Origin of the sequence: Oryzomonas japonica (assembly GCF_008802365.1) — a bacterium.
Classification (GTDB): Bacteria; Desulfobacterota; Desulfuromonadia; order Geobacterales; family Pseudopelobacteraceae; genus Oryzomonas; species Oryzomonas japonica.
Window position 1 is genome coordinate 164,140 of record NZ_VZQZ01000002.1, and the last position, 25,205, is coordinate 189,344.

Below are 25,205 nucleotides of genomic sequence, written 5' to 3' on the forward strand. Positions count from 1 at the left end.
CTTGCGGGCTGTTTCGTCCTGTTGTTCGATAACCTTCTGTAACCGCTCGCATCTCCCGATCAAGACCTTCAACTCATTATCGGAAAGTGTCATGACATCCGCGGTCCTTGCGCAGGCCTCCTCGAATTCCGTTCGCCATACCTCGCCGCAATACGCCTGTGACAGGCAAATGGACAGGACGAGGCATGCCGTCAGAACCATGCGCGCCAGTATTGTTGTACGCATCGCCATATCTCCGTTATCCCTGGCTACCCGTTATACCGGCTTGGTATGGCAGCGCAGGCAGTCGGTCTGGGGGAATGCCACTTTGTCGTGACAGACGCCGCAATACTTGCCGTCAAAAAGCTCCACCATGGAGTACTTCGAGGTTCCCTTTTTGATGCCTATGAAGATCTCGGGATGGCACAGTTCGCAACCATTCCAGACCGTGTGTTTTTTGTGGGAGAAGATGATGTCGGGCATCCCTTCGACCTTTGTCTTGAGCGAAAAATCCTGTTGGACCTTGAGCTTCGCCTTCATGATCGAAACCCCTTCAAGTTGGTCAAGCGGCTTGATCAGCCCCTCTTCCTCGGCCTTTTCCCAGTTGATCCCGTTGCCGAACCGCTCCTTCGGCATGGCGTCCGCAAATCGGTAGAACTGTTCTTCCCTGGCCGCATCCCGCTCCAGGGCATGGCACTTCGCGCAGCGCTTAAACTCATCCCTGCTGTACTCCTTGGCGCAGGCCTCAAAGACCTTCTTCTTATTCACGCTCATCCTGCCATTGTGGCAGGTGCCGCAATAGTACCCTTTCATGTTGTCCATGGCACGCACTTTGGTCGCGCCGGCGGTCATCCCGAACCCGATATCCACATGGCAGAGGCGGCAGGTAAAATACTGGCGATGAACCCAATGATCGAACACCACCGGAGGCATACCCGCCTGCTGGGAGTAATTGTTGATGGTAACGCCTCCGAATTCGTAGGGGGGGAGCTTTCTTTTTTTCGTGCCGCTAGCCCAGGCAACACCAACACCCACCAACAGAACCAGTACAACGAAGAGCGGCCTTCTCATGGTTACCTCCTCAGACGGTAGTATCAACCGGTGCGCTATCCCCCGACCCGGCATACGGGAGTACGTCCATACATGTGGAAACAGCTTACTGGGCAAAGACATTCCGCCGGGGCAGCAACGCAGAACGACACACTAAAACAACACAACTACAGCTACTTATCTTCCAAGCTTCCGCATCTGTCAATACTAAACCGGCTATTGCTCCGACTCGATTTCACTAAAATTACGGGCTCGTGCCTCCTCGACGCTTCCGCCGATCATGGCGGCGATGGGCTGGTTCGCCAGAACGCAGTTCCCTGTTTCGCCGTTGTCCCCGTTGATGCCAACCGGCGCGTTCTCCAAACGGACTATTGCGGTTCATCAAATATTAAACGTTGGAACACCGCTGAGTTCTATCCTGAATTCAGCCCCACCGTCAACAGCACCTGCAGTGAGCTTTCCACCCATGTTCTGCTCGATAATGACCTTGGACATGCACAGACCGATCCCGGTCCCTTTCCCCGGTTCCTTGGTGGTAAAATAGGGATCGAAGATCTTAGGCAGGATACTGTCGGGGATGCCGCCACCATTGTCGCGGATCGTCACGACGGAACGGCCGTTATCGCTGAACACCCGAATATGGATGCGCGGGGCCGCACCACCGTGGCCGAGCAGGGCATCCTTGGCATTATTGATGATATTGAGCAGCGCCTGGGAATATTCATTGTCATACCCTACTGCACTGACCTCCCGTTCCTCTTCCAGATCGATGGCGATGCCGTTATTTCTCAGACTCGCTCCCACCAACTCAATGGACTTGGCAACGACCCTGTTGAGGCTGAAGACCGCCTTATCCTTACCGGGACGGAAAAAATTGCGGAAATCGTCGATAGTGCGCGACATATAGAGGATGGCCTCCATCGCCTCCCGGACCTCAAACTCCAGGTTTTCCCGGTTAAGGTGCCCGCTCTCGTAGGAAAGCTGGATATTTTGAATAATACCGCCAACGGCATTGAGCGGCTGCCGCCATTGGTGAGCGATATTGCTGATCATTTCCCCCATGGCGGCCTGGCGGTTCTGCTGGACGAGCATCTGGTCCTTGCGGCGCAGTTCGGCTACAGCCTCGGCGACACGTCGCTCCAGGGAACGGTTCACCTCTTCCAGTTGATCGTCCCGCAGTTGGATATGCTCCAGCATGGCATTGAAACCGGACATGAGTTCGCCCAACTCGTCATCCGTCTCCCGGACCACCCTGATACTGTAGTCCTTTTTGCGTGACACCCGCTTCATCGCGTCAGAAAGTAACAGCACAGGATCGGAGATCAGCCGCTGCAGGCGTGAAGACAGCCAGTAGATGAGCAAAAACGAGCCGGCCAGGATCACGGTGGTAGAGACAAGCGTAGAGTACAGATGGTTGATGAAGACGCTCGTGTCCGAGAGCAGCACCACGGTGCCGACCTTCTGCCCATCCCAGACAACCGGCTTCGCGATACTGAAATACCCGGACAACCCGAGCAGGCGGTCGGCCTCCGAGCGGATTCGCTGCAAGGCGACAGGGTTGGCAGCCGGGGGCGCAGAGGCATCCAGTATTCCGAAGGGGAATTTCTTGGTTACCGCTGTCGCAGACAGATAACTGGTGAACACATGATCGGCGCCATCCAGCACATAGGCGGCGCGTATGGAGCTTTTTGCGGAAAGGGCGGCGAGCGTTTCCTGGGCCGCCTTCGAGTCGTTGAACATCAGGGCGGCAGCACTGTTTGTGCCGATGATCTCGGCAAGCGAAGCCAGGTCTTCCTTCTCGGCAGCGCGAATGCCGTGCGCCTCACGGATGACGAATGCCAGCGATGCCGCCACCAGGGCAATTCCGCAGATCAGCATGATGAGGACCGTCATCTTGCGCCTGATGGAAAGATTTTGTATGGTGGCAAGGAGGCGCTGTTTCATTGTTCCTCTTCCCTGACGATCTTTGCCAGCTTCAGAACCCGGGAACTGATCATGAATCCTGACTTTTGGGCCGCTTCCAGGTTAATCTCAAATCGGACCTTTCCCTCCTGAACGACAAACCCGACCACCCCGCCGGCCTTCGCAAACCCTGGCATATCGCCGATCGTCAACACGCCATGCTGTGCGGCCCTTTCGGTAGCGGCCCGCACCTGGCGACGCTGGGAGTCATTGATCACCAGGATCTGGCACCCGCCGATCTCTCCGGTTCGGAAGATCTGCCTGACGGTTATGGGATGCCCCTTGATGCTTTTCCCCCTGAGGTTTTCTACGGCCTGCCCGAACGGCCCTATGCCCAGAGCGCACAGGGCCAGTGGCGTTCCTTCGTCCCCGAGGGCTCCCGCCGGCCACTCGACGAATTTAGCCATGGTGAACACCATGGCCGCCTTGATCTGGTATTCGCTCGGAGGTCCCGGCAACGCGTGCGCGGTGGCGACAAACAGGAAGGTGGAGCCGGCCAGAACAAGCGTTCCGACAATAGCCCCCCAGCCGATCCGGCGGCCACGCCGAAACGACGCGTACCGTCCTCCTTTGTGAGCCCAGGGGGGCTGTTGCGGGCAAGAGTGCCTCAAAACAGCCATGTGACCATTCCATACATGCTGCGGCCAACGGTTGCAGACTGGGTACTCAATATCTGCTGCTGGAACTCCAACTGTCGGTCGTGCAACAAATTTTGGCCGACAAGCGACAACTCGATGCCCTTCACCGGCTTCCACGCCAAGCGAACGTCCAGGGTCACATAGCTGCCGACCGCCAGATTAGTAAGTCGGTCCACATAGCGCAGCCAGAGGTCAAGTTCCACGTTGCGGGGAAGATCCAAAGAGGAACGGACCGAGAGTTGATGGCGCGGAGCCTCCCCCTTGGGGTCCCAGGGAATGGCATCGGGAGCTGCGTGTTCTTCGACAAATTCAAGGAACGTATAAGCGGTGCGCAGGCGCCACCAGGGGAGCAGATGCGCGTCCACCGCCAACTCGAAACCGCAGGTCTGGGCATTCCCGGAGTTTACGAGATATCCAGGGATAGCCACGTGGGGCGGGTCCGGGGCGGTTTCGAAAAACGGCTGCCCCTGGCTGTGGACATCGAGCCGGTGATAGATATTGTAAAACGCTGCCGCATCAAAGGCGTAGCCTTCTGCGAGCTGAGCCCGGTATCCCAGTTCATAGGCGATGAGTTCGTCCGCCTTGAGGCGGTTTGAACCGTTGAATTGAAAAAATACCGGGGGCGTCTGCTGCGAGGCAGGTGTGGGGGTGTACAGGGTAAACCCGTTCTCGCCGCGGGAAGGGGTTCTAATCGCTCGGGAAACGGCCATCCAGACGGAGTTTTGCCTGTTGGGGGTCCACAGCAAGCGGGCGGTCGGCTGGACTTCAAAACCGGTATAGTCGTTATGCTCGAACTTGGAACCGAGAATGAGGTGGAGCCTGTCGGTGACCAGCGTGATGTCATCCTGCACAAAGGCGCTGTAGAGGCGGTTATCCTGACTGTCGGGGGTGATGAACACATAGGTGGAGTTGGCGATGGTATCATGGGTGAAGCGATAGCCGAGTCCCCAGGTGATCTCATGATCGCTTCCCAGGGGAAAGCGGTTCTGGTAATCCAGGTCCAGGGTGTCGCGTTTTTCTCCGATGACGTAGAGTTCCTGCTCCGACCTGTCATAGTAGAGTTGCAGGGACATGTCGGAACGTTCCGAAAAGGAGCGTTTCCAGCGGGACAGGATCGTGCCGCCAAAGACGGGGGTTACGGTATTGTGCGTGCTTGAGTCGGGCAGCATGTTGACGTAGGTTTCGCCCAATCTGCCGTCATAGACGTCCCCCTGAACCGTCAGGGTATCCTGGCTAGAAGGATTCGAGTCGAGCCGAAAGCCCCCCCGGATCATGTGCCAACTATCGGTGCCGTCGCTTCCATTGCTGTCCTTGAAATGGTCCCGCTCCAGGTATTTCGTGTACAACCGCAGATCGCTATGGCTGCCGAGCGCAACCCCGTACCGGGCACTGCCGAAAGCGCGCTCCCTGGTTCCCCCGCCTGCGGATAACAGCCCCCCGGGGGTCTCGTCGGCCTGTTTGGTGATGATGTTGATGACCCCGTTAACCGCATTGGCGCCCCACAAGGCTGCACCGGGGCCCCGTATGACCTCGATGCGATCGATATCTTCCAGCACCGTATCCTGACGGTCCCAGAACACCCCGGAAAACAAGGGGGTATAGACGACCCGGCCATCAAACAGGACCAGCATCTCGCCGGCAAACCGGCTGTTGAATCCCCGGGACGAGATGGCCCATTTGTTCGAATCGATCCGGGCAACGTCAAGCCCCGGGACCATGCGGAGCGCATCCGCGATGCTGGTCACCCCTGAACGCCTGATATCCTCCTGGGTGACGACAAAGACGGCCGCAGCCGAATCGGCCACCCGTTGTTCCTTTTTGGCGGCAGAGGAAACCTTGAGTTCCATCAGCGCCTCCAGGCTCAAATCGGTCAGTTCACCCGAGCCGGCTTGGCTTTGACCGCCCGGTCCGGCCCCCCAGGAGGTTGCAACGGCAATGAAGAGAACAATGGCGACAAGAACCATACGTCCGATGGCTGTACCGGCATTCGAAACAGTTGGAATCAAATGGGGCCATATCATAGTTTCATGTCTCCAACCAAAGATATTCAGTCGGCATTGCAGTACCATACAGCATTATTAATCGTTTTTAAATACCATGTTACAATTAATATGCATAGCGTAAACAAAAAGTCACACGACAGTTTCAGGCGCAAACCGCAAACCGGCCAAGCCCCCATTTCCATGAATCAGCCCCATTCTCCATCTGTGGGTCTGGACCTCGAGGGATCACTCTGGTAAGCTTCAGGTAAGCCGGAAAGCGTTTCCCGGCTCACCTTTGGCTCGTCAGGGAGAATCCCCGTGTGTCTGGCCGTCTTTGCACTGGATTACCATCCCCGCTACCGCCTCATCCTGGCGGCAAACCGGGACGAATTCTATGACCGCCCCACCCTGCCCGCGGCATTCTGGAAAGACTCCCCCCACATCCTGGCAGGACGCGACCTGCTCTGCGGCGGCACGTGGCTCGGCATCACCGCCGACGGTCGCCTGGCCGCGGTCACCAATTTCCGGGATCCGGCCCGCAATCTGGACACGCCCCGATTCTCACGGGGCGCCTTGACCGCCGACTTCCTGACGGGGACGGCCCCACCCCAATCATTTTTGGAAACACTGCACGCGAAACGGGCCGACTACAACGGCTTCAACCTGATCGTGGCCGACCGGGAAGAACTCTGGTACGACTCCAACAGAGGTAACGCCGTCCCCCTGCGCGTTGCGTCGGGCATACACGGCTTGAGCAACCACCTCCTTGATACCCCCTGGCCCAAAGTGACGACCTCCAAAGAGTATCTGGAGTGCCTCATCCGGGATGACCGGGTCTCAACGGAGGCACTGCTGGAACTCCTTTCCGATGCCACCCATTTCCCCGATCACCTGCTCCCCGACACCGGGGTCGGCAGAGAGCGCGAGCGCATGCTGTCGCCGCGCTTCATAGCCGGCGAGAACTACGGCACCCGCAGCTCCACCGTTATTCTCGTGGAGCGTGAAGGCGTCATCCGTTTCACCGAGCGCAGCTATGCCCCTGGCCGCAGGGTTACGCAAACCGTTGAGGTCAGCCTCCCCGCCCAAGCGACAAACCGAATCTCGACGTAGCGCCCTGCGCGCGCCGTTGAAGGGCCTGAAAAACAGAAGAGGCGCATCAAACGATGCGCCTCTTTGTACGTCAAACCTCAGGGTTCCCTTCCGGTTACGGCTCCTGGCAGACCCGGAAACCGATGTTGTCGTAGGCGGTGCCAGTTTCCGCAGAACCTCTGCCTGTGATGGACAACTCATTCTTCTGGCTGCGCCATGATCCGCCGCGCACCGAATGACCGGTTCCGGCGCTCGGCCCCTTGGGATTCATTTTGGGGCTGGCGGCATAGTAGTCGGCAGCAAAATAATCCTGCACCCATTCCGCTACGTTGCCGGACATGTCCTGGATGCCGAAACCGTTGGGGGCATATTTTCCCACCGGCGCGGTACTCCAGTAGCCGTCGTTCTGGGACGGGTCGTTCCATTCGTAAATGCACTTCTTGTCGCAAAAGTTTGCGTAGCGATACAGGTCGGCATCATTGCTGGTACCGGCATATTTCTCTTGTTTGCCCCCGCTCCGCGCTGCGAATTCCCATTCCGCCTCGGTGGGAAGCCGGTATTTTTTCCCGCTGCTGCGGGAAAGCCACGTGGTGAAGGCCTGGGCATCATTCCAGGAAACACAGACCACCGGGTCCTTTTTGCTCTGGTAGAAGTCGGGATTTTTCCAGGTGGCTGCCGGGTTCAGGGTTTCCTTGCCGGCGCTGATCGTGTAGCAGCCGCCGTTCTTCTCCGCATCGGTCACATAGTTGCTGCTCTCCACAAAACGCTGGAACAACTCCCGGGTAATCTCAACCTTGGAAATACTGAAGGCATTGAGACAGACTTCGTGGGGAGCGAGGGCATTGACGGAGGGGTCCCCCATCGTATAACAGGCGCTGGGAATGGAGACGAGTTGCATGTTGAAGGTGGTATCCGTAACCTCCGTGGGGGTAACAACGACAGGGGCAGGCAGGGCTTTGACAGCCGGCTCGACGGCCGCCTTGACTGTTTGCTGCGCCGGCACGGGCGTTTCAGCCGGGGCGGCGGCCTTTTTCTGTGCAAGTTTTTCTTCGGCAGTCCTCTTCAGGGGGACCTCCTGGGCCGTCTTGGCCTTGTCCTGGGGTTTCTTGGCAACGGGCTTGGGCGCGGCAGGCGCAGACACCGCCTTAACCTCGCCCTTGGTGCCGCCGAAGGGGATGGTCACGCCCAGGGTATATTCGAAGGCGCTGGCATTGGCCACGACGTGCCGCACATCCGCCCGCAGCGCCAGCCGGTCGTACAGGAAGTATTTCACGCCGCCGCCATAGTCGAAAAAGCCCATCGTCTTTCTCGAAACAAGGGCCGAGGGGCCCGACATATTGTAGCCCCCGAACCCGGCAGCCACAAACGGCACGAGCTTCTTGTCCGGCATGAAATGGTACAGCCCTTCGACCCCGTATTTGAAAATGGAGACATCCTTGTCCGTCACCAACTTGGAAGAGGTGATGGAATAATCCAGTCCCGCTTCCACGCCGATGTGATCCGTAAAGCTGTAGCCGCCCTTGAGGGAGTACACGGGGGCTGTACTGAGATGCTGCCCCCCATCATAGGTATAGCCGCCGATCATGGGGGAAACCGAGAACTGCCCCTCCGATACAGCCCCGAACACCGTTCCGGAGAATGCCAATACCAGGGATACGGCCGCACATGCGCACATCTTTTTCAAAAAAACACCTCCCGTTGTTGGCGTAGCCATGGCAGAATAGCATGGTTAGCGGGGGCGGTCAAAGAAGAAGGTTTTCAAACCGGGTTGGCACCAAGCATGGAGGTGCAGAAACGCCATGCGAAGGAAACCGGCCCGAACGACGTCAATTTTGATTGACCCTGCCAGGCTGGTAACAGTATATTTTCAGATCGCGTAAGGCCTTCGTTGACTATGACGGCTATGATAACAATACAAGGGGTGCCGCATGAATTGTACTATCGAACAGTTTGAGGATGTTGTTGCCAAATTCAAATTTTTTGCCGAGTCGGTTGAGCTTGAACTTTCATCCGAAGCGGATGGACTGCGGCAGGAATTGGTCGTGGTTTGCGCTGAGCTACTGGCGACCGTGAGGGAGGAGATCAAGGCCGGGGCTGATTCTATCTTATAATGGACTTCCCGACAGCTGTTTGTCCGACAAGCGGCAGCGAAAACTTTTCTTGGTTACCGGTCTGTTGACCTTTTCGGTGTTTCGTTCTGAGGCGTTACAGGCAATTAAGGAGATGTTATGCACCTGATTGAAATGATGTGGGGCGGCCTTGGCGGCATGGGCTCGGGAACAATTTTACTAAAAATGTGTTTCATGTTCTTCCTGGTGGGGTTGTTTTGGGTGAGCTGCGAATTCGCCAAACATGTTATCACTGTCGGTTCCAAGCTGATAACGGATGCTATGCGCTATCTTGCGGTGATGGTGAGGGGGTGGCCGGAAGGAGCTGATAAACACACAGAGGACAAATAGGGCGGAGGTCACAGAAAAAGGATGAATCTGAGAGGAACTTGCTTCTGGTTGACCACTTTACTCCGCAACAGGGGCAGTTTTTGAACATAGGCTTAAGGCCGCCCCCTGGATTGATAAAGGCTGTTAGCTGACTCTAACAAACTCCGGGACAGGCTGTCGAGCCAGGTATGCAGAATAGTGTATTGTTATGGTTGTCTCTGTCTTCATGGTGGACTTTGGTGCTGATAATGAATTGATTCTTAGTAACGTATCATGTATATTTTTTTATATTTCTCAGTGAATTGGGAAAGAAGGGAATACATGGCTGCTGTCACCATTCAGAAACAGAACGACATAATGATTATTAATGTCTGCGGTAGACTGTCATTTGATGAAATTGCCGATACTATCAAGTACCATTATGACATGGTGACGTGTCATGTATTATGGAACTTTAGCCGCGGTAATGTCGGCGATATCACAACCGAGCAGTTCAAGCAAATACTTGCACTGGCAAAAGAATACCGACCCTTCTGTGAAGGTGGCAAGACCGCCTATGTCAGTACCATCGATAGCAACTTCGGGATGACGCGTATGTTTTCGACAATGGCGGAAATTGCCGGTCTGCCTTACCCCTATAAAGCTTTCCGATCTTTTGAAGAAGCTGTTGATTGGCTGCGAGAGTAGTCAACCTTCTCACCTGCCGAAAATCTGATACTTGCCAACCATAGCATTTTCCCCTCATAATCGTTCTCTATGCGTATTGCTCTTATCTCCCCATACTCCATCGGTGCGATGCGTGGCAACATCACCACCGTCCGCCGTATTGACCAATTTCTCAACAAGGCGCACATCGAGACTCTCGTGTTGGCTGCCGACGTACTTTCAGTCGAGGAAATGGTGCAGCGCCTGCTCCCGTTTTCACCGACGCTGATCCATGGCTTCCATGCCAGATACTGTGGCGAGATTGCCGTGATCCTGGCTGACCGGCTTCAGGTTCCCTCTGTTATAACCATCACTGGCAGTGACCTTCATGATCCAGCTCTGCGCGATCATCCCGCGACCGTCACAGCGTTGGCCCGGGCCGCGGCAATTACCTGTTTCTGTGCGTCGGAAGCAGACGAACTGGTTGCCCGTTTCCCTGGGTTACCGGGACGCGTCGCCGTGGTATCCCAGGGCGCAGAGGCGTTGCCGGGCTGCGGAAGGAGGGATTTCGGCATTCCAGACGACTGCTTTGCCATCTTGCTGCCGGCGGCGCTAAGGCCGGTAAAAAATGTCGAATTTGCCATTGCCGCCACCGAGAAGCTCTGGCAAGTTGATACCAGGTTCCGGCTGGTGATTGCCGGAGGTGAGATTGACCGCAGCTACGCCGACCGCATCCGTTCGATGCTTGATGTTGCGCCTTGGGCACGTTGGCTCGGCGAGGTTCCGCACGAAGAAATGGGCGCTCTTTACCGCCGTGCCGATCTGGTGATCAACTGTTCAATACATGAGGGGATGCCCAACAGTCTCATGGAAGCCATGGCTCTGGGACGGCCGGTCGCGGCGGTTGACATCCCCGGTAATCGCCCGCTGGTTCGACAGGGGGATACCGGCTGGCTATTCGACGACGAATCGACTTTCAGGACACTGGTTGTAACGCTTGCGAGTGATAAAATGCTGCGGCAGGAGATCGGAAAGCGTGCAAGGGAGTACGTCGAGGTCAACTTTTCGCCCTACGCCGAAGTAGAGAAGTACCGGGACCTCTACCGCAGTTTGCTCTGAACCGGGCACACCTCCCCGGCACATGGGAAGGCGACATTGTATTACGGCATTTACTAATGGTACGAACAAAAAATGACTTAACCATAAAGTGGCTAAGTCATTGATTATGCTGGTCGGGGAGACAGGATTCGAACCTGCGACCCCCTGTGCCCAAGACAGGTGCGCTACCAGACTGCGCTACTCCCCGACGCGAAAGAGATACTTAATATCACATGTAAGGTGGCATGGCAATAGAAATTACTTTTCCGTACTGTCCCCAACAAGACGTTCGCGCCATTCCCGGATGATTCCATCATAGGTCAGGTTATAGTCCGCCAATGCCGCTGTAATAGCCATCTCGGTATTCAGACCGTTACCCAGGCCTACGAGGATCTGTTTTACCCGGTGCCAGCCATAGGTGGTCACCAGGTAGTCCACCATGCTGTAGCTCTGCTGGTAGGCCAGGATGGCATCGGCAGAGGCGAGGCCGCTGAAGCTTTTTTCGAGTTTTCTGAAGTCGGTAACGACGCCTTTGCGAACGGCATGCTCCAATTCGATCAGGGGGCGGTTATACTGTGTCCTGCCGAAGACTTCGGCAATACCTTCGTTGAGCCAGAGCGGGCAGTTGCCGCGTGTCAGCTCGAACACCACCACATGGGCATACTCATGATACAGAACTGCCCGTAAGGCCGGGTTTATCTCTTTTGCGGAGCCAAAGGGGAGCCTGATCTTGCCGTCGTAGACCCCGCCGGACCAGTCGGGCGAATCCGTTACGGTTTGGTAGTCGCCACGTTTGTAAATGCCTACCGGCACGCGTGCCTCGGGAAAATGGTCCAGTTCGGAATTGACCGTGTTGGCCGCAGCTTCCAGCACATCCAGGACCGTCAGGGCAAAGGCCGTATCCACGTCCGGATCGTAGGAAAGATCGAAACGGGAGCTATGTCCCTGGTCCATGGACGCTTCGACGGCCGTTTCCTTGCGCGCCTTGCTGAGTACATCGAGGATTTCCTTGCGTCCCGGCGCACGTTTCAGGGCGAGTTCCCATAACTCCACGGCTTGCTGGCGGTCGTCGGTATCGTACAGCACCAAGCCCAGAAAAAAGAGCACCTCGATAGAGTCGCCCGCCTGTGAACGGGCCTGTTCCAGTTCGGAACGGGCTATCTCGTATTTTTTGAGATGGTAATTGCAGATACCTCGCAGCAGGGCATAGACCGCGTCATCGGGATAAAGCTCCTGGGCCTTGAGGAATACCGAATCCGCCTGTTCATACCGTTTTTGCGTGAAGAGTTGGTGCCCATACGCCGCATATGCGCTCGCCAGATTATACGTAATCTTTTCGTTGAGCGGGAACAGGCGGTGGCTGTTTTCCAGTTGTTCCAGATCTTTTTCACTATACCGGGGAGCCGTTGCGGGGGAAGTTTTATCGCTTGATCGGGGGGGATCGTTGTTGACCGGCTCGGCGGCGTAGAGGGGAGAAAACGACAGGCATGATGCCGTCAGGAAAAGGGCGGCGTTGTACAACAGGGAATGCCGGCATCTTCGCAATGCCGGCATTCGGAGTTTTGGGGGGCCGCACGGCGGCATCATGGGCGAGAGAGGAAGGTGTGCACCGATGCTGCGATTCCGGCGCAGTCGAGCCCCAATATGGCGCGCAGTTCGCGCTGCTCGCCCTGGGGTATGAAGCGGTCGGGGTAGCCGAGACGCAGAACCGGTACGCCGGTCAGGCCGTGCTGTTCCAACAGCTCCAGTATGGCCGTGCCGAAACCGCCTTGCAAGGCGTTCTCCTCCAGGGTCACAATTCGGCCGTGCGTGCGTGCGAGTTCCAGGATCAGCGCCTCGTCCAGCGGCTTTACGAAGCGGGCATTGACAACGGCCAGTGCCATGCCGTGCTCTTTTTCAAGTTGCCCGGCCGCCTCCAGGGCGGGGTAGACCATGGTGCCCAGGGCCAGCAGCACGCCAGCGTCCCCCTCGCGGAGCAGTTCGGCCCGGCCCACGGGGAGCGGGGCCAGGGTCTGGTCCAACGGCACGCCATAGCCGTTTCCCCGGGGATAACGCACGGCGGCCGGGCCGCCCAGGTCAAGGGCGGTGGTCAGCATGTGCTGGAGTTCGTTTTCGTCTTTGGGCGCCATCAGGGTCATGTTGGGCAGGTGACGCAGGTAGGAAAGGTCAAAGGCGCCGTGATGGGTGGGGCCGTCGCTGCCCACCACACCCGCCCGGTCAACGGCAAAGGTCACCGGCAGGTTCTGTAGGCAGACATCGTGGAAAACCAGGTCGTAGGCGCGTTGCAGGAAGGTGGAGTAGACCGCGAATACCGGCCGCAGGCCACTGGCCGCCAGACCGGCGGCAAAGGCCACCCCGTGCTGTTCGGCGATACCCATGTCGAAAAAACGTTCGGGGTATTCCTTGGCAAATCCGCTCAGACCGGTGCCGTCGGGCATGGCGGCGGTGATGGCCACGATCCGTTCGTCTTCGGCAGCAAGTTTACAGAGGGTGTTGCCGAAGATTGCGGTGTAGGATGCGGCACCGCCTTTCCCCTTGAGCACCTTGCCGGTTTCGATCTCGAACGGTCCGACACCATGGAAAAGCGACGGGTTGTCTTCGGCGGGTTTATAGCCTTTGCCTTTCTTGGTCAGTACGTGGATCAGGACGGGATCATGGAACTTCTTGATCCCATCCAGGGTTTCCAATAGCTTCGGCAGATCGTGCCCATCGATGGGACCGATATAATTGAAGCCGAAAGCTTCGAACATCATGCCAGGGGTGAAGAGCCCCTTGAAGGACTCCTCCAGCTTGCGGGCGACATGCAGAACCCCCTTGCCAACGTCCATCCGTTTGAGAAACGCCTCCGTATTCTTTTTGAAGCGATACACGAATTCGCTGGAGGAGGTACGGCTCAGAAAGGTGGAGAGGGCGCCGACATTTTCGGCGATGGACATCTCATTGTCATTGAGGATGACGATCAGGTCCTTACCCAGGGCGCCGGCGTTGTTCATCCCTTCGTAGGCCATGCCGCCGGTCATGGAGCCGTCCCCGATCACCGCAATCACCTTGTTCTTGCGCTCATCGAGGTCACGGGCCGCGGCATAGCCGGTGGCGGCCGAGATGGAGGTGGAGGAGTGTCCGACACCAAAAGCGTCGTGGGGCGATTCGGCCCGTTTGGGGAATCCGGTGATGCCGTTCAGGGTACGCAGGGTGGGGAATCGCTCCCTCCGGCCGGTGAGGATCTTGTGGGCGTAGGCCTGATGGCCCACATCCCAGATGATCTTGTCGGCAGGCGAATTGAATATCCGGTGCAGGGCAATGGTCAGTTCCACAACGCCCAGGCTGGGCGCCAGATGGCCGCCGTTCTTTGCGCACGTCTCGATGATCATGGCGCGCAGCTCCGCAGCCACGGCCGGAAGCTGGGACAAGGGGAGTTTTTTCAGGTCATCGGGCGAGTTTATCGTTTCAAGGATAGCCATTGACAGGTCCTTATCTTTTAAAAACATTACTACGGAGGGACACGGAGGAAAGCGGAACGGACAGGATTGAAAAACAGGTTATTCAGGATTTTTAAAATTGCCTTTGTGCATCCAGTTCATCCCTGTAAATGGTTTGTGTCTTTCCTCCGTGGTGAACACTTCCCGTTTCAGTTCTTCCTGTTGACGATATACTGGGCGATGTTCCGTAGCGGATCCGCCTCGGGGCCAAAGATTTCCAAGGCGGCCATGGCCTCGTCCATCATGGTCCGGGCTTCTGCCTTGGCCGCCGGCAAGCCCATTACCGCCGGATAGGTCGCCTTGCCGCGGGCCTCGTCGCTGCCTGCATCCTTGCCGATCTCCTCGGTGGTGCCCTCGATATCCAGGATGTCGTCGGCGATCTGGAAGGCCAGCCCGGCCGCCTCGCCGTATCGTTTGACGGCAGCCAGTTTTGTCTCGTCCGCTCCCCCCAACAGTGCGCCGGCAACCACCGAGGCCTTGATCAGGGCGCCGGTTTTGTGGGTGTGGATGTACTGTACGATGGGCAGATCGATATCCGGCTTGCCTTCACTCTCCATGTCCACGACCTGTCCGCCCACCATGCCGTGGGAGCCGGCGCAGACCGCGATTTCGTTGATGACCGCCAGGCGGGCGGCAGGCGGTACATCGTTGTTGAGGCGCGGGTCGCTGGCCAGCTTGAAAGCCTCGGTCAACAGGGCGTCCCCGGCCAGGATGGCGATAGCCTCGCCAAAAACCTTATGATTGGTGGGGTTCCCGCGCCGGAAATCGTCGTCGTCCATGGCGGGCAGGTCGTCGTGGATCAGGGAATAGGTATGGATCATCTCCATGGCGCAGGCCGCCGGTATGGCGCGCTCCGTATCGCCGCCGACCGCCTGGCAGGCGGCCAGCATCAGAATCGGCCGCACCCGCTTGCCGCCGGCAAAGACCGAATAGCGCATGGCCTTGTGGAGGTTGTGGGGAAGCTCGGTTTCCTTGGGCAGGAAGCGGTCCAGGGCTACGTCAACCCGTATGCATTGTTCCTTCAGGTATGCTTTTAAATCCATGGTTACGGTCCTTTTGTTGCCGCGGAGACACCCGGGTGCCGAGCTAGCCGACCGAAGAGGTGCAGCAAGTATCTGGAGCGGGGAAACTGTGTTGTGTCTCTGTGGCAGAAGTTTTGACTTTGATTTTATTCTTCCGGTTCGAACGGCTCTCGGCCAAAGGTCCCGTCCTTGCGTTTCAGCAACACCTCGACCCGCCGCTCTGCCTCGTCCAGTTTTTGGGAACAGAAGGCGGCGTGTTTGACCCCCTCCTCGAAGGCCTTGAGGGAGTCCTCCAGGGAAATTGAGCCGCCTTCCAGGCGTTTGACGATCTCTTCCAGCTTTTTCAGGGACGTCTCGAATTTTTCCGTTGCCATGTTAAAACCTTTTTTTGCCCGTTTTCAGTATCGGGACATTATACAGATATGCTGTCCACGGTCAAGTATTCACGCTTCCCGGCTCTCTATACGGCATATGGCCGTGCCGCGGCGGAAATTGAGCTTCAACAGTTCGCCCTCCGCAAGCTGCGCGGCGTCGGTGGCCACCGTGCCGTCTTTGCATCGCCGGGCAATGGCGTACCCCCGGGCAAGGGTGGAGAGCGGCGAGAGGACTTCCAGCCGTGCGGCCTGTTCTCCGAAAGCCAGTTTGAGAACCTCCAGTTTCGCTTGTATCAGCCGTTCGCCGTCCGACTCAAGCCGTTGCAGGCGCTGCCGGCGATCGGCAATCAGGTGTATTGGGCTACTGAATGAAAGCGATTGGTTTAGACGATTTAGTTGTTCTCTGCGCCGGATCAGGCCGTTCTCCAAGCTTAAGCCAAGCCGTTCCGTCAGGTCGTCCACCCGCTGGGCCAAGTGTCCCACCAGGGTCGTGGGGTCGTGGAGCGCCCGCCGCAGCAGATCGAGCCGCGATTCCCGTGCAGCCAGGTACGATTCGATTCCCAGCCGCAGGCGATGGGCCAGGGACTCCACCTGACCGCGCAATTCCTCGGCACTGGCGGAAACCAGCTCCGCGGCCGCAGACGGGGTGGGGGCACGCAGGTCGGCGGCAAAGTCGCAGATGGTCCAGTCGGTCTCGTGCCCCACAGCCGAGATGATCGGGATGCGGGAACGGCGCACGGCTCGCGCCACGATCTCTTCGTTGAACGCCCACAGGTCTTCCAGGGAACCGCCGCCGCGGCCGACGATCAGCACGTCCACATCGCCCAGGCGGTTCATGTCGGCGATGGCTGCGGCGATCTCCCGGGCGGCGCCGTCACCCTGGACGCGCACCGGGTAGAGCAGCACCTCCAGTGATGCAAAGCGGCGTTTGAGGACATTGAGGATGTCGTGGATAGCGGCGCCGGTCGGCGATGTCACCACGCCCACCCGTTTGGGAAAACGGGGCATGGGGCGTTTGCGGACCTCGTCGAAAAGCCCCTCCCGGGCCAGGCGTTCCTTGAGCTGCATGAAGGCCAACTGCAGGGCTCCGACGCCGGCCGGTTCCAGGTATTCGCAGATGATCTGGTATTCGCCACGCTGGTCGTAGACGGATAGGCGGCCCCTGACGATCAGGCCCATGCCGTCGGAAAGGCGGAACTTCAGGTTCTTTGCGGCGCTTTTGAACATGACGCACCGTACCTGGGCTCCGGAATCCTTGAGGGTGAAATAGATGTGCCCGGAGGAGGGGAAGGACAGGTTGGAGACCTCGCCCTCGACCCAGACCTGATCAAAGTTATCCTCCAACACCCCCCGGATGAGGGCGGTCAGGCGGCTGACCGTGAGGATGGTTTTTTCGGCAAAGATATCCATGGGGGTATTTTAAGCGCCGCGCACTCCGGCGTCAATCCCTATCACCTGAAGCCGGGGCGCCTCCATGTCTCCGCTTGTCCGAAAGGCCTCTGCCCCTGGGATCCTGATCACCGACCGTCCGGCGGAGGACCGGCGGGGTGAGTGGTTCGCTGCAATACGTGCGGCGTGCGAGCTGCGACTCTTCCGGCCACTACGGCATTCCGGCGTCACGGCTTCAGGTGAGTAACGCGCCAGCCCCATGCGCGGGTCAACCCCGGACATCGCGGGAATGGCTGCGGTCCGGCTTTTCCGCTTTACTTTCAGGCCATATTTATCTATCCTTCACAATTCCATTTTAGTGTGCATAACCGAAGGATTTATGGCCATCAGCAGACTACGAAATTTTTCCATCATCGCCCACATCGATCACGGTAAGTCCACCCTGGCCGACCGCCTCCTGGAATACACCGGCGCGCTTTCCGACCGGGAAAAGCAGGACCAATTCCTGGACAAGATGGATCTGGAACGTGAACGGGGCATCACCATCAAGGCCCAGACCGTTCGGCTCAACTACCGGGCCGACGACGGCAACGATTACGTCCTCAACCTGATCGACACCCCCGGCCATGTGGACTTCACCTACGAGGTGTCCCGCTCCTTAGCGGCCTGCGAAGGCGGGCTCCTGGTGGTTGACGCCTCCCAGGGGGTCGAGGCCCAGACCCTGGCCAATGTCTATCTGGCCCTGGACAATAATCTGGAGGTTTTCCCGGTCCTCAACAAGATCGACCTCCCTGCGGCCGACCCGGAGCGTGTAATCCAGGAGATCGAGGAGATCATCGGCATTGATGCCCATGACGCCGTGCTGGCCAGCGCCAAGGAGGGGATCGGCACCCACGAAATCCTCGAAGAAATCGTCAAGAAGATACCTGCGCCCACGGGGGACCCCTCCGCGCCGCTCAAGGCGCTCCTGTTCGATTCGTGGTACGACCAGTACCAGGGGGTCATTATCCTGGTGCGGCTCTTCGAGGGCACCCTCAAAAAGGGCGACAAGATCCAGCTCATGTCCACCAACCGCTCCTACGAGGCGCTCAAGGTCGGGGTGTTCGCCCCGGTGATGCTTGAGGTTCCGGCACTGAGCGCCGGCGAGGTCGGCTTTGTGATCGCCGGTATCAAGGATGTAGCCGACGCCAAGGTGGGTGATACGGTGACCCTGCTGAACCGGCAGTGCGAACGGGCGCTTGCCGGCTTCAAAGAGGTCAAGCCGATGGTATTCTCGGGCCTGTACCCCATCGATACGGCCCAATACGAACAGTTGCGCGACGCCCTAGCCAAGCTCAAGCTGAACGACTCATCCTTTTCCTACGAGCCGGAGACCTCGGTAGCCCTGGGGTTCGGCTATCGGTGCGGTTTTCTAGGACTGCTGCATATGGAAATCATCCAGGAGCGGCTGGAACGGGAATTCGGGTTGGACCTGATCACCACAGCACCGACGGTTGTGTACAAGGTCCATCGCGTCACCGGCGAGGTGGTCACCATCGAGAGCGCCAACCTGCTCCCCGAGCCACAATTCGTAGATTACCTGGAAGAACCGTTCATCCTTGCCCATATCCACGTGCCCAACGAATTCGTCGGCGGCGTGCTGGCCCTGTGTGAGGAAAAGCGCGGCGTGCAGCGGGAGATCAAGTATCTGACCCCCACCAGGGTCATGATCATTTACGAAATGCCCCTGAACGAGATCGTGCTCGATTTCTACGACAAGCTGAAATCCATCACCAAGGGGTACGCCTCCCTGGACTACGAACACCTGGATTACCGGCGTAGCGAACTGGTCAGGATGAACATCATGATCAACGGCGAGGTGGTGGACGCCCTGTCTCTGATCATTCACCGGGACAAGGCCTATTTTCGCGGCCGCGATCTGGTATCCAAGATGAAGGAGCTGATCCCGCGCCAGATGTTCGAGGTGGCCATCCAGGCGGCCATCGGCAACAAGATCATTGCCCGCGAGACGGTCAAGGCCATGCGTAAGGACGTGCTAGCCAAGTGTTACGGCGGGGACATTACCCGCAAACGCAAGCTCCTGGAAAAACAGAAGGAAGGTAAAAAACGTATGAAAAACGTCGGGAACGTGGAACTCCCTCAAGAGGCGTTTCTGGCGATTCTCAAGGTGGACGATAAATAAATTCCCATTTCCGCAAAGGAACATCCAATGGAAGACAACAGCGAAACATCACCGCAGCCATCCGTATCATCCGCCGAACCATCCCTCAATGCCTCGGCGCCGGACGTAAAGCAGAAGAGCATCATCCGCGAATACGCCGAATCGATCATTATTGCCTTACTCCTGGCGTTGGTCATCCGCACCTACTTGGTGCAGGCCTTCAAGATCCCGTCCGGGTCCATGGAAGACACCCTGGCCATCGGAGATCATCTGCTCGTCAATAAGTTCATCTATGGCACCAAGCTTCCCTTCAGCGACAAACGGCTGCTTACGCTTCGCGACCCGCGTCGGGGCGACGTGATTGTCTTCGAATACCCTGAGGACCCCAGTAAGGATTTCATCAAGCGGGTTATCGGCACGCCGGGCGATGTGGTTGAGGGCAAGGACAAAAAGGTCTTCGTCAATGGCAAGCCCTACGAAAACCCCCATGAGGTGCACAAGGAAAAGGATGTCGTCCCCAAGGAGATGAATCCGCGGGACACCTTTGGGCCGGTCACGGTGCCGCCCAACTCGTATTTCATGATGGGGGACAACCGCGACCGCTCCTATGACAGTCGTTTCTGGGGCTTTGTGAGTCGGGACAAGATCAAGGGCTTGGCGTTCATCAAGTACTGGTCGTGGGACAAGGATAAATTCAGGCCCCGTTTCGGTAGCATCGGGAAACTGATAAACTGATTTTAAGTCGAAAACAAAACCATAATATGCCACAGAGGCACAGAGACACGGAGAAAATCGGGAAAAACTGTTTTGCCTTTCTCTGTGAATCTCCGTGTCTCTGTGGCGGGTGTTTGATTCATTAAAAGCATTATTGAATGGAGGATTGAGATATGGATACGTTGGGAAGCTGGAAACGGACACATTACTGCGGCGATTTGCGCGCCGCCGATATCGGCTCCGAGGTGATTCTGATGGGCTGGGCCCTGCGTCGCCGGGACCATGGCGGTTTGATCTTCATCGATCTGCGCGACCGGGAGGGGATTGCCCAGATCGTCTTCGATCCCGAGGTGTCTGCTCCGGCCCACGGCGTGGCGGAATCGGTGCGCAGCGAGTTTGTCCTGGCGATAAAGGGCAAGGTCATCCCGCGGCCGGAAGGCACAGTCAACCCTACCATGAAGACCGGCGAGGTGGAGATCCGGGTCACCGAATGCAAGCTGCTCAACCGCTCCAAGCCGCTCCCCTTCATGTTGGACGAATTCAGCGAGGCGAACGAGAATATCCGTCTCAAACACCGCTACCTGGACCTGCGCCGTCCCCAACTCCAGAATAACTTGATCCTTCGCTCGAAGGTTGCACAGCTAACCCGTTCATATCTGACGGAAAATGGATTTATCGAATTGGAAACGCCCTTCCTGACCAAGTCGACGCCGGAAGGTGCCCGTGACTTCCTTGTGCCGTCCCGCATCAACCAGGGCACTTTCTATGCTTTGCCCCAATCCCCCCAGATCTTCAAACAGATCCTGATGATCTCCGGCTTTGACCGCTATTTTCAGGTGGTGCGCTGCTTCCGTGACGAGGATCTGCGAGCCGACCGCCAGCCCGAGTTCACCCAGATCGACTGCGAGATGTCCTTCATCGATCGCGAGGACATCATCACTGTCATGGAGGGGTTGATCGCCCGCATCTTCAAGGAAGCCAAGGGGGTCGATGTCCGGCTGCCGGTGGAGCGGATCACCTATGCCGAGTCCATCCGCCGTTTTGGCGTGGATAACCCGGATATGCGCTTCGGTATGGAACTGTGCGACCTGACCGATCTGGTCAAGGGTTCCGGCTTCAAGGTCTTTGCCGATGTGGCGGCCAAGGGGGGCATCATCAAGGGGATCAATGCCAAGGGGTGCGCCACCTTCTCCCGCAAGGAGATCGACGACCTGACCGAGTTCGTCAAGATCTATGGCGCCAAGGGGTTGGCTTACGTCAAGTTCGAGGGTGGTGAGTGGCACTCTCCCATTGCCAAGTTCTTTACGCCGGAAGAGATTGCCGTCATGAATACCTCCTTTGGCGCCGAGGAGGGCGACCTGCTGTTTTTCGTGGCCGACAAGCCCAAGGTTGTCCACGACTCCCTCGGCAAGCTGCGCAACCATCTGGCCGGGATTCTCAAGCTCACCAGCAAGGATGACTACCGTTTCGTCTGGATAACCGACTTTCCGCTCCTGGAGTGGGATGAGGACGAGAAACGGTGGGCTGCGGTGCACCACCCCTTCACCGCGCCGATGGACGAAGATGTGGAGTACGTGGAATCGGACCCGGGCCGCTGCCGCGCCAAGGCCTACGATCTGGTGCTCAACGGTAACGAGATCGGCGGCGGCTCCATCAGAATTCATCAGGAAGAGGTCCAGTCGCTGATGTTCAAGATGCTCGGCCACTCCGAGGAGGACAAACGCGCCAAGTTCGGTTTCCTGCTGGATGCGCTCGACTACGGTACGCCGCCCCACGGCGGTATCGCTTTCGGCATGGACCGCCTGATCATGTTGCTGACCGGCAGCGACTCCATCCGCGACGTCATCGCGTTCCCCAAAACCCAGAAGGGGGCCTGCCTGATGTCGGAAGCCCCCTCGACGGTGGATACCAAACAACTCCGCGAGCTTGGGATCAAGTTGGCGGAAAAACCGGCATAGCGAACCGTAATGGTGCGCTGGCCCACCGCCATACTGCTTCTCGTATGTTGCTGTCTTGTCGCTGCATGTGCCACGCAGGCGCCGCCGCCGTCTTGGCGCCTGCAGGCCATGGCCCTGGTGGATGAACTGTCCTTCCATGACGGTCCGCGCCAGTTTCCGATGGAGTATCGCAATATCGTCGAGACCTTCGAGCATGGTGAGGCGGTGCTGCAGGTGCAGAAAAACGAGAGGGAGGCGGATGCCTATTATCTTCTGGCCCTGCAAAAGGGCGATCTGCTGAAAGCCGAATTGCAACGGTTGAAAAGGGAAGCAGAGGAAGAAGCAAGGCGGCAGGCGGCCGAACGGGCGGCCCGCGCCGAGGAGGAACGGCTTCAACGCGAAGCAGCCCTGGCCGAGGCCCGTCTGCAGGAACGCAATAGGTTGAAGGCCGCCGCCGAGGCTGCGGCGGCCAGAGCAAAAGCCGCTTCAAAGGAGCCGCCCGCCTCGCTTCCTTCCGCCTACACGGTTCGCCGTGGCGAAACCCTTCCACAAATTGCCGGAAGAGCTGAAATCTACAATGACGTTTCACTCTGGCCCCTCATTTACCGTGCCAATCGTGACCAGATACGCGACCCTAAGCGGCTCTGGCCGGGGCAGGTGCTCACCATTCCGCGCCACTTCTCCCATGACGATGCCGTCGAGGCGCGCCGTTATTCCGGCAGAAAATAAAACAACATTATTGTGCAGCAATTTAATTCGCAAAGCAGTCGAAACAACAGGTAGTTTTTTCTTGACAGTCAAATACCTTTTGTATACTGTATACAAAATTAGTGTTCCGTGTTAAATGGAACAATAACAGTAAGTTATAGTTTGCTGGCCTGTTTTGGGGATACGGTTGCCGTAAGCCGTTGATTATCGTCCAAGGGAAAAATCGGTACCTGGCCCGCACCGTATGCGAATGTTTCCGCTAACGATAAAAAACTAAGGAGAGGAACACGCAATGACGACACAAAAAATTATTTGGTCAAAAATCGATGAAGCACCCGCACTGGCAACGTACTCTTTGCTTCCCATCGTCAATGCCTTCACCAAGGCGGCCGGCGTTGTCGTTGAAACACGAGACATCTCTGTTGCAGGAAGGATCATCGCCAATTTCCCGGAAAACCTGACGGAAAGCCAGAAGATGCCTGATTATTTGGCAGAGCTGGGGGCGCTTACTCAGAAACCGGAAGCCAATATCATCAAGTTGCCCAACGTCAGTGCTTCGATCCCACAATTGAAGGCCGCTATCAAGGAATTGCAGGAAAAGGGTTACAATATTCCGGACTACCCTGAAGAACCGAAAACAGATGCAGAAAAAACACTTCACGCCCGCTATGCCAAGTGCCTGGGAAGTGCCGTAAACCCTGTTTTGAGAGAAGGTAACTCCGACAGGAGATCGGCGCGCGCGGTTAAGGAATATGCCAAGAAGCATCCGCATAAAATGGGCGCATGGAGCGCAGACTCAAAGACTCATGTTGCGCATATGAATGCCGGGGATTTTTATCATAGCGAAAAATCCATTACCATGAAAAAAGCCGGCAATGTGAAAATCGAGCACGTGGATCAGGCCGGTAAGGTTACGGTTCTAAAAGAAAAGCTGCCTCTTCAGGCTGGCGAAGTGTTCGATGGTTCGTTCATGAGTGCATGCGCCCTGCGTAAATTCATTGAAGAACAGATTGAAGACGCTAAAGCAAAGGGTGTGTTGTTCTCCGTGCACCTCAAGGCAACCATGATGAAGATATCCGACCCCATCATGTTCGGCCATTTTGTTTCCGTCTACTATAAAGATGTATTCGAAAAACATGCGGCCACCTTTAAAAAGCTCGGAGTTAATCCTGATCTTGGCATGGGCGACCTGTATTTGAAGATTCAGAAGCTGCCGGAAGCCAAACGGGCCGAGATAGAAGCGGATATTCAGGAAGTTTACAAGAAACGGCCTGCGCTGGCGATGGTGGATTCGGACAAGGGCATCACCAATCTGCATGCAAGTAATGACATCATCATCGATGCCTCCATGCCGGTTGTCATTCGCGACTCCGGCGGGATGTGGGGGCCGGACGGAAAACTGCACGATGTAAAATGCGTGATCCCGGATACGTGTTATTCGGAGTGGTATCAGGAGTGCATCGATTTCTGCAAGAAAAACGGTCAGTTCGATCCGACCACCATGGGTTCTGTCTCCAATGTGGGGCTCATGGCACAAAAGGCGGAAGAGTACGGCTCTCACGACAAGACCTTCAAGGTCCCTGCAGATGGCACGGTGCGCGTTGTTGATGAGTCTGGCGAAGTGTTGATGCAGCACACCGTGGAGGCAGGGGATATCTGGCGCGGTTGCCAAGCAAAAGACCTGCCGATCCAGGATTGGGTCAAACTGGCGGTAAAACGGGCGCGGGCAACCGGGGCGCCGGCTGTGTTCTGGCTGGACAAAAATAGAGCCCATGATGCCCAGATGATCGAAAAGGTCAACAAATACCTGAAAGACCACGATACCAGCGGCCTCGAAATCCATATCATGACTCCTGTGGATGCCATGCGCTTCACGCTTCCCCGGGCAAAAGCCGGTCAGGATACCATCTCCGTCACCGGAAATGCCTTGAGGGATTATCTGACCGACCTGTTTCCGATTCTTGAACTGGGTACCAGCGCGAAAATGCTCTCGATTGTCCCGCTTCTGGCTGGTGGCGGCCTCTTCGAGACGGGAGCCGGCGGCTCGGCACCCAAGCATGTTCAGCAGTTTCTACAGGAAGGGTACTTGCGCTGGGATTCACTCGGTGAATTCCTGGCGCTGGGGGTATCGCTGGAACACCTGGCCAGTACCTTCAAGAATGAGAAAGCCCAGCTCTTGGCCGATACGCTTGATCAGGCAAATACCAAGTTCCTTGAAAACAACAAGAACCCGGCCCGCAAAGTTGGTCAGATTGACAACAGAGGCAGTCATTTCTACCTGGCAATGTACTGGGCTGAAGCATTGGCAGAGCAGACCAAGGACAAGGACCTCGCGGCGCGTTTTGCCAAGGTAGCGCAGCAGCTTAAGGAAAATGAGGCAAAGATCAACGAGGAGTTGATCGGTGCCCAGGGAAAACCGCAGGATATCGGCGGCTATTATCAGCCGGACCCGGCAAAGACGGAAAAGGCAATGCGTCCCAGCGCAACCTTAAATGCAATAGTGGACGCTATTGCCTAAAGGAATTAAGAAGCAGAACAAA

General features: G+C 57.1%; 20 protein-coding genes and 1 tRNA gene. 10 read left to right on the plus strand and 11 right to left on the minus strand.

What is annotated here, in order from left to right:
- Window positions 1-255: 255 nt before the first annotated feature.
- The 4 genes from F6V25_RS04005 to F6V25_RS04020 all read right to left on the minus strand — a co-directional run bounded on the left by F6V25_RS04005 (window position 256) and on the right by F6V25_RS04020 (window position 5,650).
- Window positions 256-1,050, minus strand: a complete 795-nt coding sequence (locus F6V25_RS04005) for a c(7)-type cytochrome triheme domain-containing protein (RefSeq protein ID WP_151127342.1) — start codon at window positions 1,048-1,050, stop codon at window positions 256-258.
- A gap of 360 nt (window positions 1,051-1,410) precedes the next feature.
- Window positions 1,411-2,973, minus strand: a complete 1,563-nt coding sequence (locus F6V25_RS04010; RefSeq protein WP_151127343.1) for an ATP-binding protein — start codon at window positions 2,971-2,973, stop codon at window positions 1,411-1,413.
- A complete protein-coding gene (locus F6V25_RS04015) occupies window positions 2,970-3,611 on the minus strand; it encodes a YfiR family protein (protein WP_151127344.1) in 642 nt (213 codons plus the stop codon). Before F6V25_RS04015 ends, F6V25_RS04010 begins: the two co-directional genes overlap by 4 nt.
- Window positions 3,599-5,650, minus strand: a complete 2,052-nt coding sequence (locus F6V25_RS04020; RefSeq protein WP_191966067.1) for a TOL_0244 family TonB-dependent receptor — start codon at window positions 5,648-5,650, stop codon at window positions 3,599-3,601. The genes F6V25_RS04015 and F6V25_RS04020 overlap by 13 nt, the downstream gene beginning before the upstream one ends.
- Before the next feature lie 279 nt (window positions 5,651-5,929).
- Here F6V25_RS04020 and F6V25_RS04025 point away from each other — a divergent pair, with 279 nt between their 5' ends.
- The gene (locus tag F6V25_RS04025; protein WP_151127346.1) at window positions 5,930-6,721 is read left to right on the plus strand and encodes an NRDE family protein; all 792 of its coding nucleotides are present in this window, start codon (window positions 5,930-5,932) and stop codon (window positions 6,719-6,721) included.
- A gap of 94 nt (window positions 6,722-6,815) precedes the next feature.
- On the opposite strand, the gene F6V25_RS04030 is transcribed toward F6V25_RS04025, so the two are convergent.
- Window positions 6,816-8,375 (minus strand): SUMF1/EgtB/PvdO family nonheme iron enzyme, encoded by a 1,560-nt coding sequence (locus tag F6V25_RS04030; RefSeq protein WP_246166974.1) that lies wholly within the window; start codon window positions 8,373-8,375, stop codon window positions 6,816-6,818.
- 253 nt (window positions 8,376-8,628) lie between these two features.
- On the opposite strand from F6V25_RS04030, the gene F6V25_RS04035 reads away from it, so the two are divergent.
- From F6V25_RS04035 to F6V25_RS04050, 4 genes are all read left to right on the plus strand, one after another.
- Window positions 8,629-8,811, plus strand: a complete 183-nt coding sequence (locus F6V25_RS04035) for a hypothetical protein (protein WP_151127348.1) — start codon at window positions 8,629-8,631, stop codon at window positions 8,809-8,811.
- A 117-nt stretch (window positions 8,812-8,928) separates the two neighbouring features.
- Window positions 8,929-9,159: a hypothetical protein gene (locus F6V25_RS04040; protein WP_151127349.1), complete on the plus strand. Its 231-nt coding sequence runs from the start codon at window positions 8,929-8,931 to the stop codon at window positions 9,157-9,159.
- Between the two features lie 300 nt (window positions 9,160-9,459).
- Window positions 9,460-9,825, plus strand: a complete 366-nt coding sequence (locus F6V25_RS04045; RefSeq protein ID WP_151127350.1) for a hypothetical protein — start codon at window positions 9,460-9,462, stop codon at window positions 9,823-9,825.
- A gap of 69 nt (window positions 9,826-9,894) precedes the next feature.
- Window positions 9,895-10,902 (plus strand): glycosyltransferase, encoded by a 1,008-nt coding sequence (locus F6V25_RS04050; protein ID WP_151127351.1) that lies wholly within the window; start codon window positions 9,895-9,897, stop codon window positions 10,900-10,902.
- A 110-nt stretch (window positions 10,903-11,012) separates the two neighbouring features.
- On the opposite strand, the gene F6V25_RS04055 is transcribed toward F6V25_RS04050, so the two are convergent.
- From F6V25_RS04055 to xseA, 6 genes are all read right to left on the minus strand, one after another.
- Window positions 11,013-11,089: transfer RNA gene (locus F6V25_RS04055), tRNA-Pro, on the minus strand.
- Window positions 11,090-11,139: 50 nt separating this feature from the next.
- On the minus strand, window positions 11,140-12,426 hold the full coding sequence (locus F6V25_RS04060) for a peptidase MA family metallohydrolase (protein WP_191966069.1): 1,287 nt from the start codon (window positions 12,424-12,426) through the stop codon (window positions 11,140-11,142).
- Window positions 12,427-12,464: 38 nt separating this feature from the next.
- Entirely contained in the window at window positions 12,465-14,342 is a 1,878-nt protein-coding gene (dxs, locus tag F6V25_RS04065; RefSeq protein ID WP_151127353.1) for a 1-deoxy-D-xylulose-5-phosphate synthase, read from the minus strand.
- A 167-nt stretch (window positions 14,343-14,509) separates the two neighbouring features.
- Window positions 14,510-15,403 (minus strand): polyprenyl synthetase family protein, encoded by an 894-nt coding sequence (locus F6V25_RS04070; RefSeq protein ID WP_151127354.1) that lies wholly within the window; start codon window positions 15,401-15,403, stop codon window positions 14,510-14,512.
- A 125-nt stretch (window positions 15,404-15,528) separates the two neighbouring features.
- The gene (locus F6V25_RS04075; protein ID WP_149305566.1) at window positions 15,529-15,756 is read right to left on the minus strand and encodes an exodeoxyribonuclease VII small subunit; all 228 of its coding nucleotides are present in this window, start codon (window positions 15,754-15,756) and stop codon (window positions 15,529-15,531) included.
- 69 nt (window positions 15,757-15,825) lie between these two features.
- Entirely contained in the window at window positions 15,826-17,166 is a 1,341-nt protein-coding gene (gene xseA / locus F6V25_RS04080; protein ID WP_151127355.1) for an exodeoxyribonuclease VII large subunit, read from the minus strand.
- 358 nt (window positions 17,167-17,524) lie between these two features.
- Between xseA and lepA the strand changes: the two genes are divergently transcribed.
- The 5 genes from lepA (at window position 17,525) to F6V25_RS04105 (ending at window position 25,183) form a co-directional block, all read left to right on the plus strand.
- On the plus strand, window positions 17,525-19,327 hold the full coding sequence (gene lepA, locus F6V25_RS04085; protein ID WP_151127356.1) for a translation elongation factor 4: 1,803 nt from the start codon (window positions 17,525-17,527) through the stop codon (window positions 19,325-19,327).
- 27 nt (window positions 19,328-19,354) lie between these two features.
- Window positions 19,355-20,041, plus strand: coding sequence for a signal peptidase I (gene lepB / locus F6V25_RS04090; protein WP_151127357.1), 687 nt, complete (start codon window positions 19,355-19,357; stop codon window positions 20,039-20,041).
- Between the two features lie 152 nt (window positions 20,042-20,193).
- Window positions 20,194-21,978 (plus strand): aspartate--tRNA ligase, encoded by a 1,785-nt coding sequence (gene aspS, locus F6V25_RS04095; protein ID WP_151127358.1) that lies wholly within the window; start codon window positions 20,194-20,196, stop codon window positions 21,976-21,978.
- Window positions 21,979-22,086: 108 nt separating this feature from the next.
- Complete coding sequence (locus F6V25_RS04100) at window positions 22,087-22,686, plus strand: LysM peptidoglycan-binding domain-containing protein (protein ID WP_246166955.1); 600 nt, start codon at window positions 22,087-22,089, stop codon at window positions 22,684-22,686.
- A gap of 271 nt (window positions 22,687-22,957) precedes the next feature.
- The gene (locus F6V25_RS04105) at window positions 22,958-25,183 is read left to right on the plus strand and encodes an NADP-dependent isocitrate dehydrogenase (RefSeq protein WP_151127360.1); all 2,226 of its coding nucleotides are present in this window, start codon (window positions 22,958-22,960) and stop codon (window positions 25,181-25,183) included.
- Window positions 25,184-25,205: the final 22 nt, after the last annotated feature.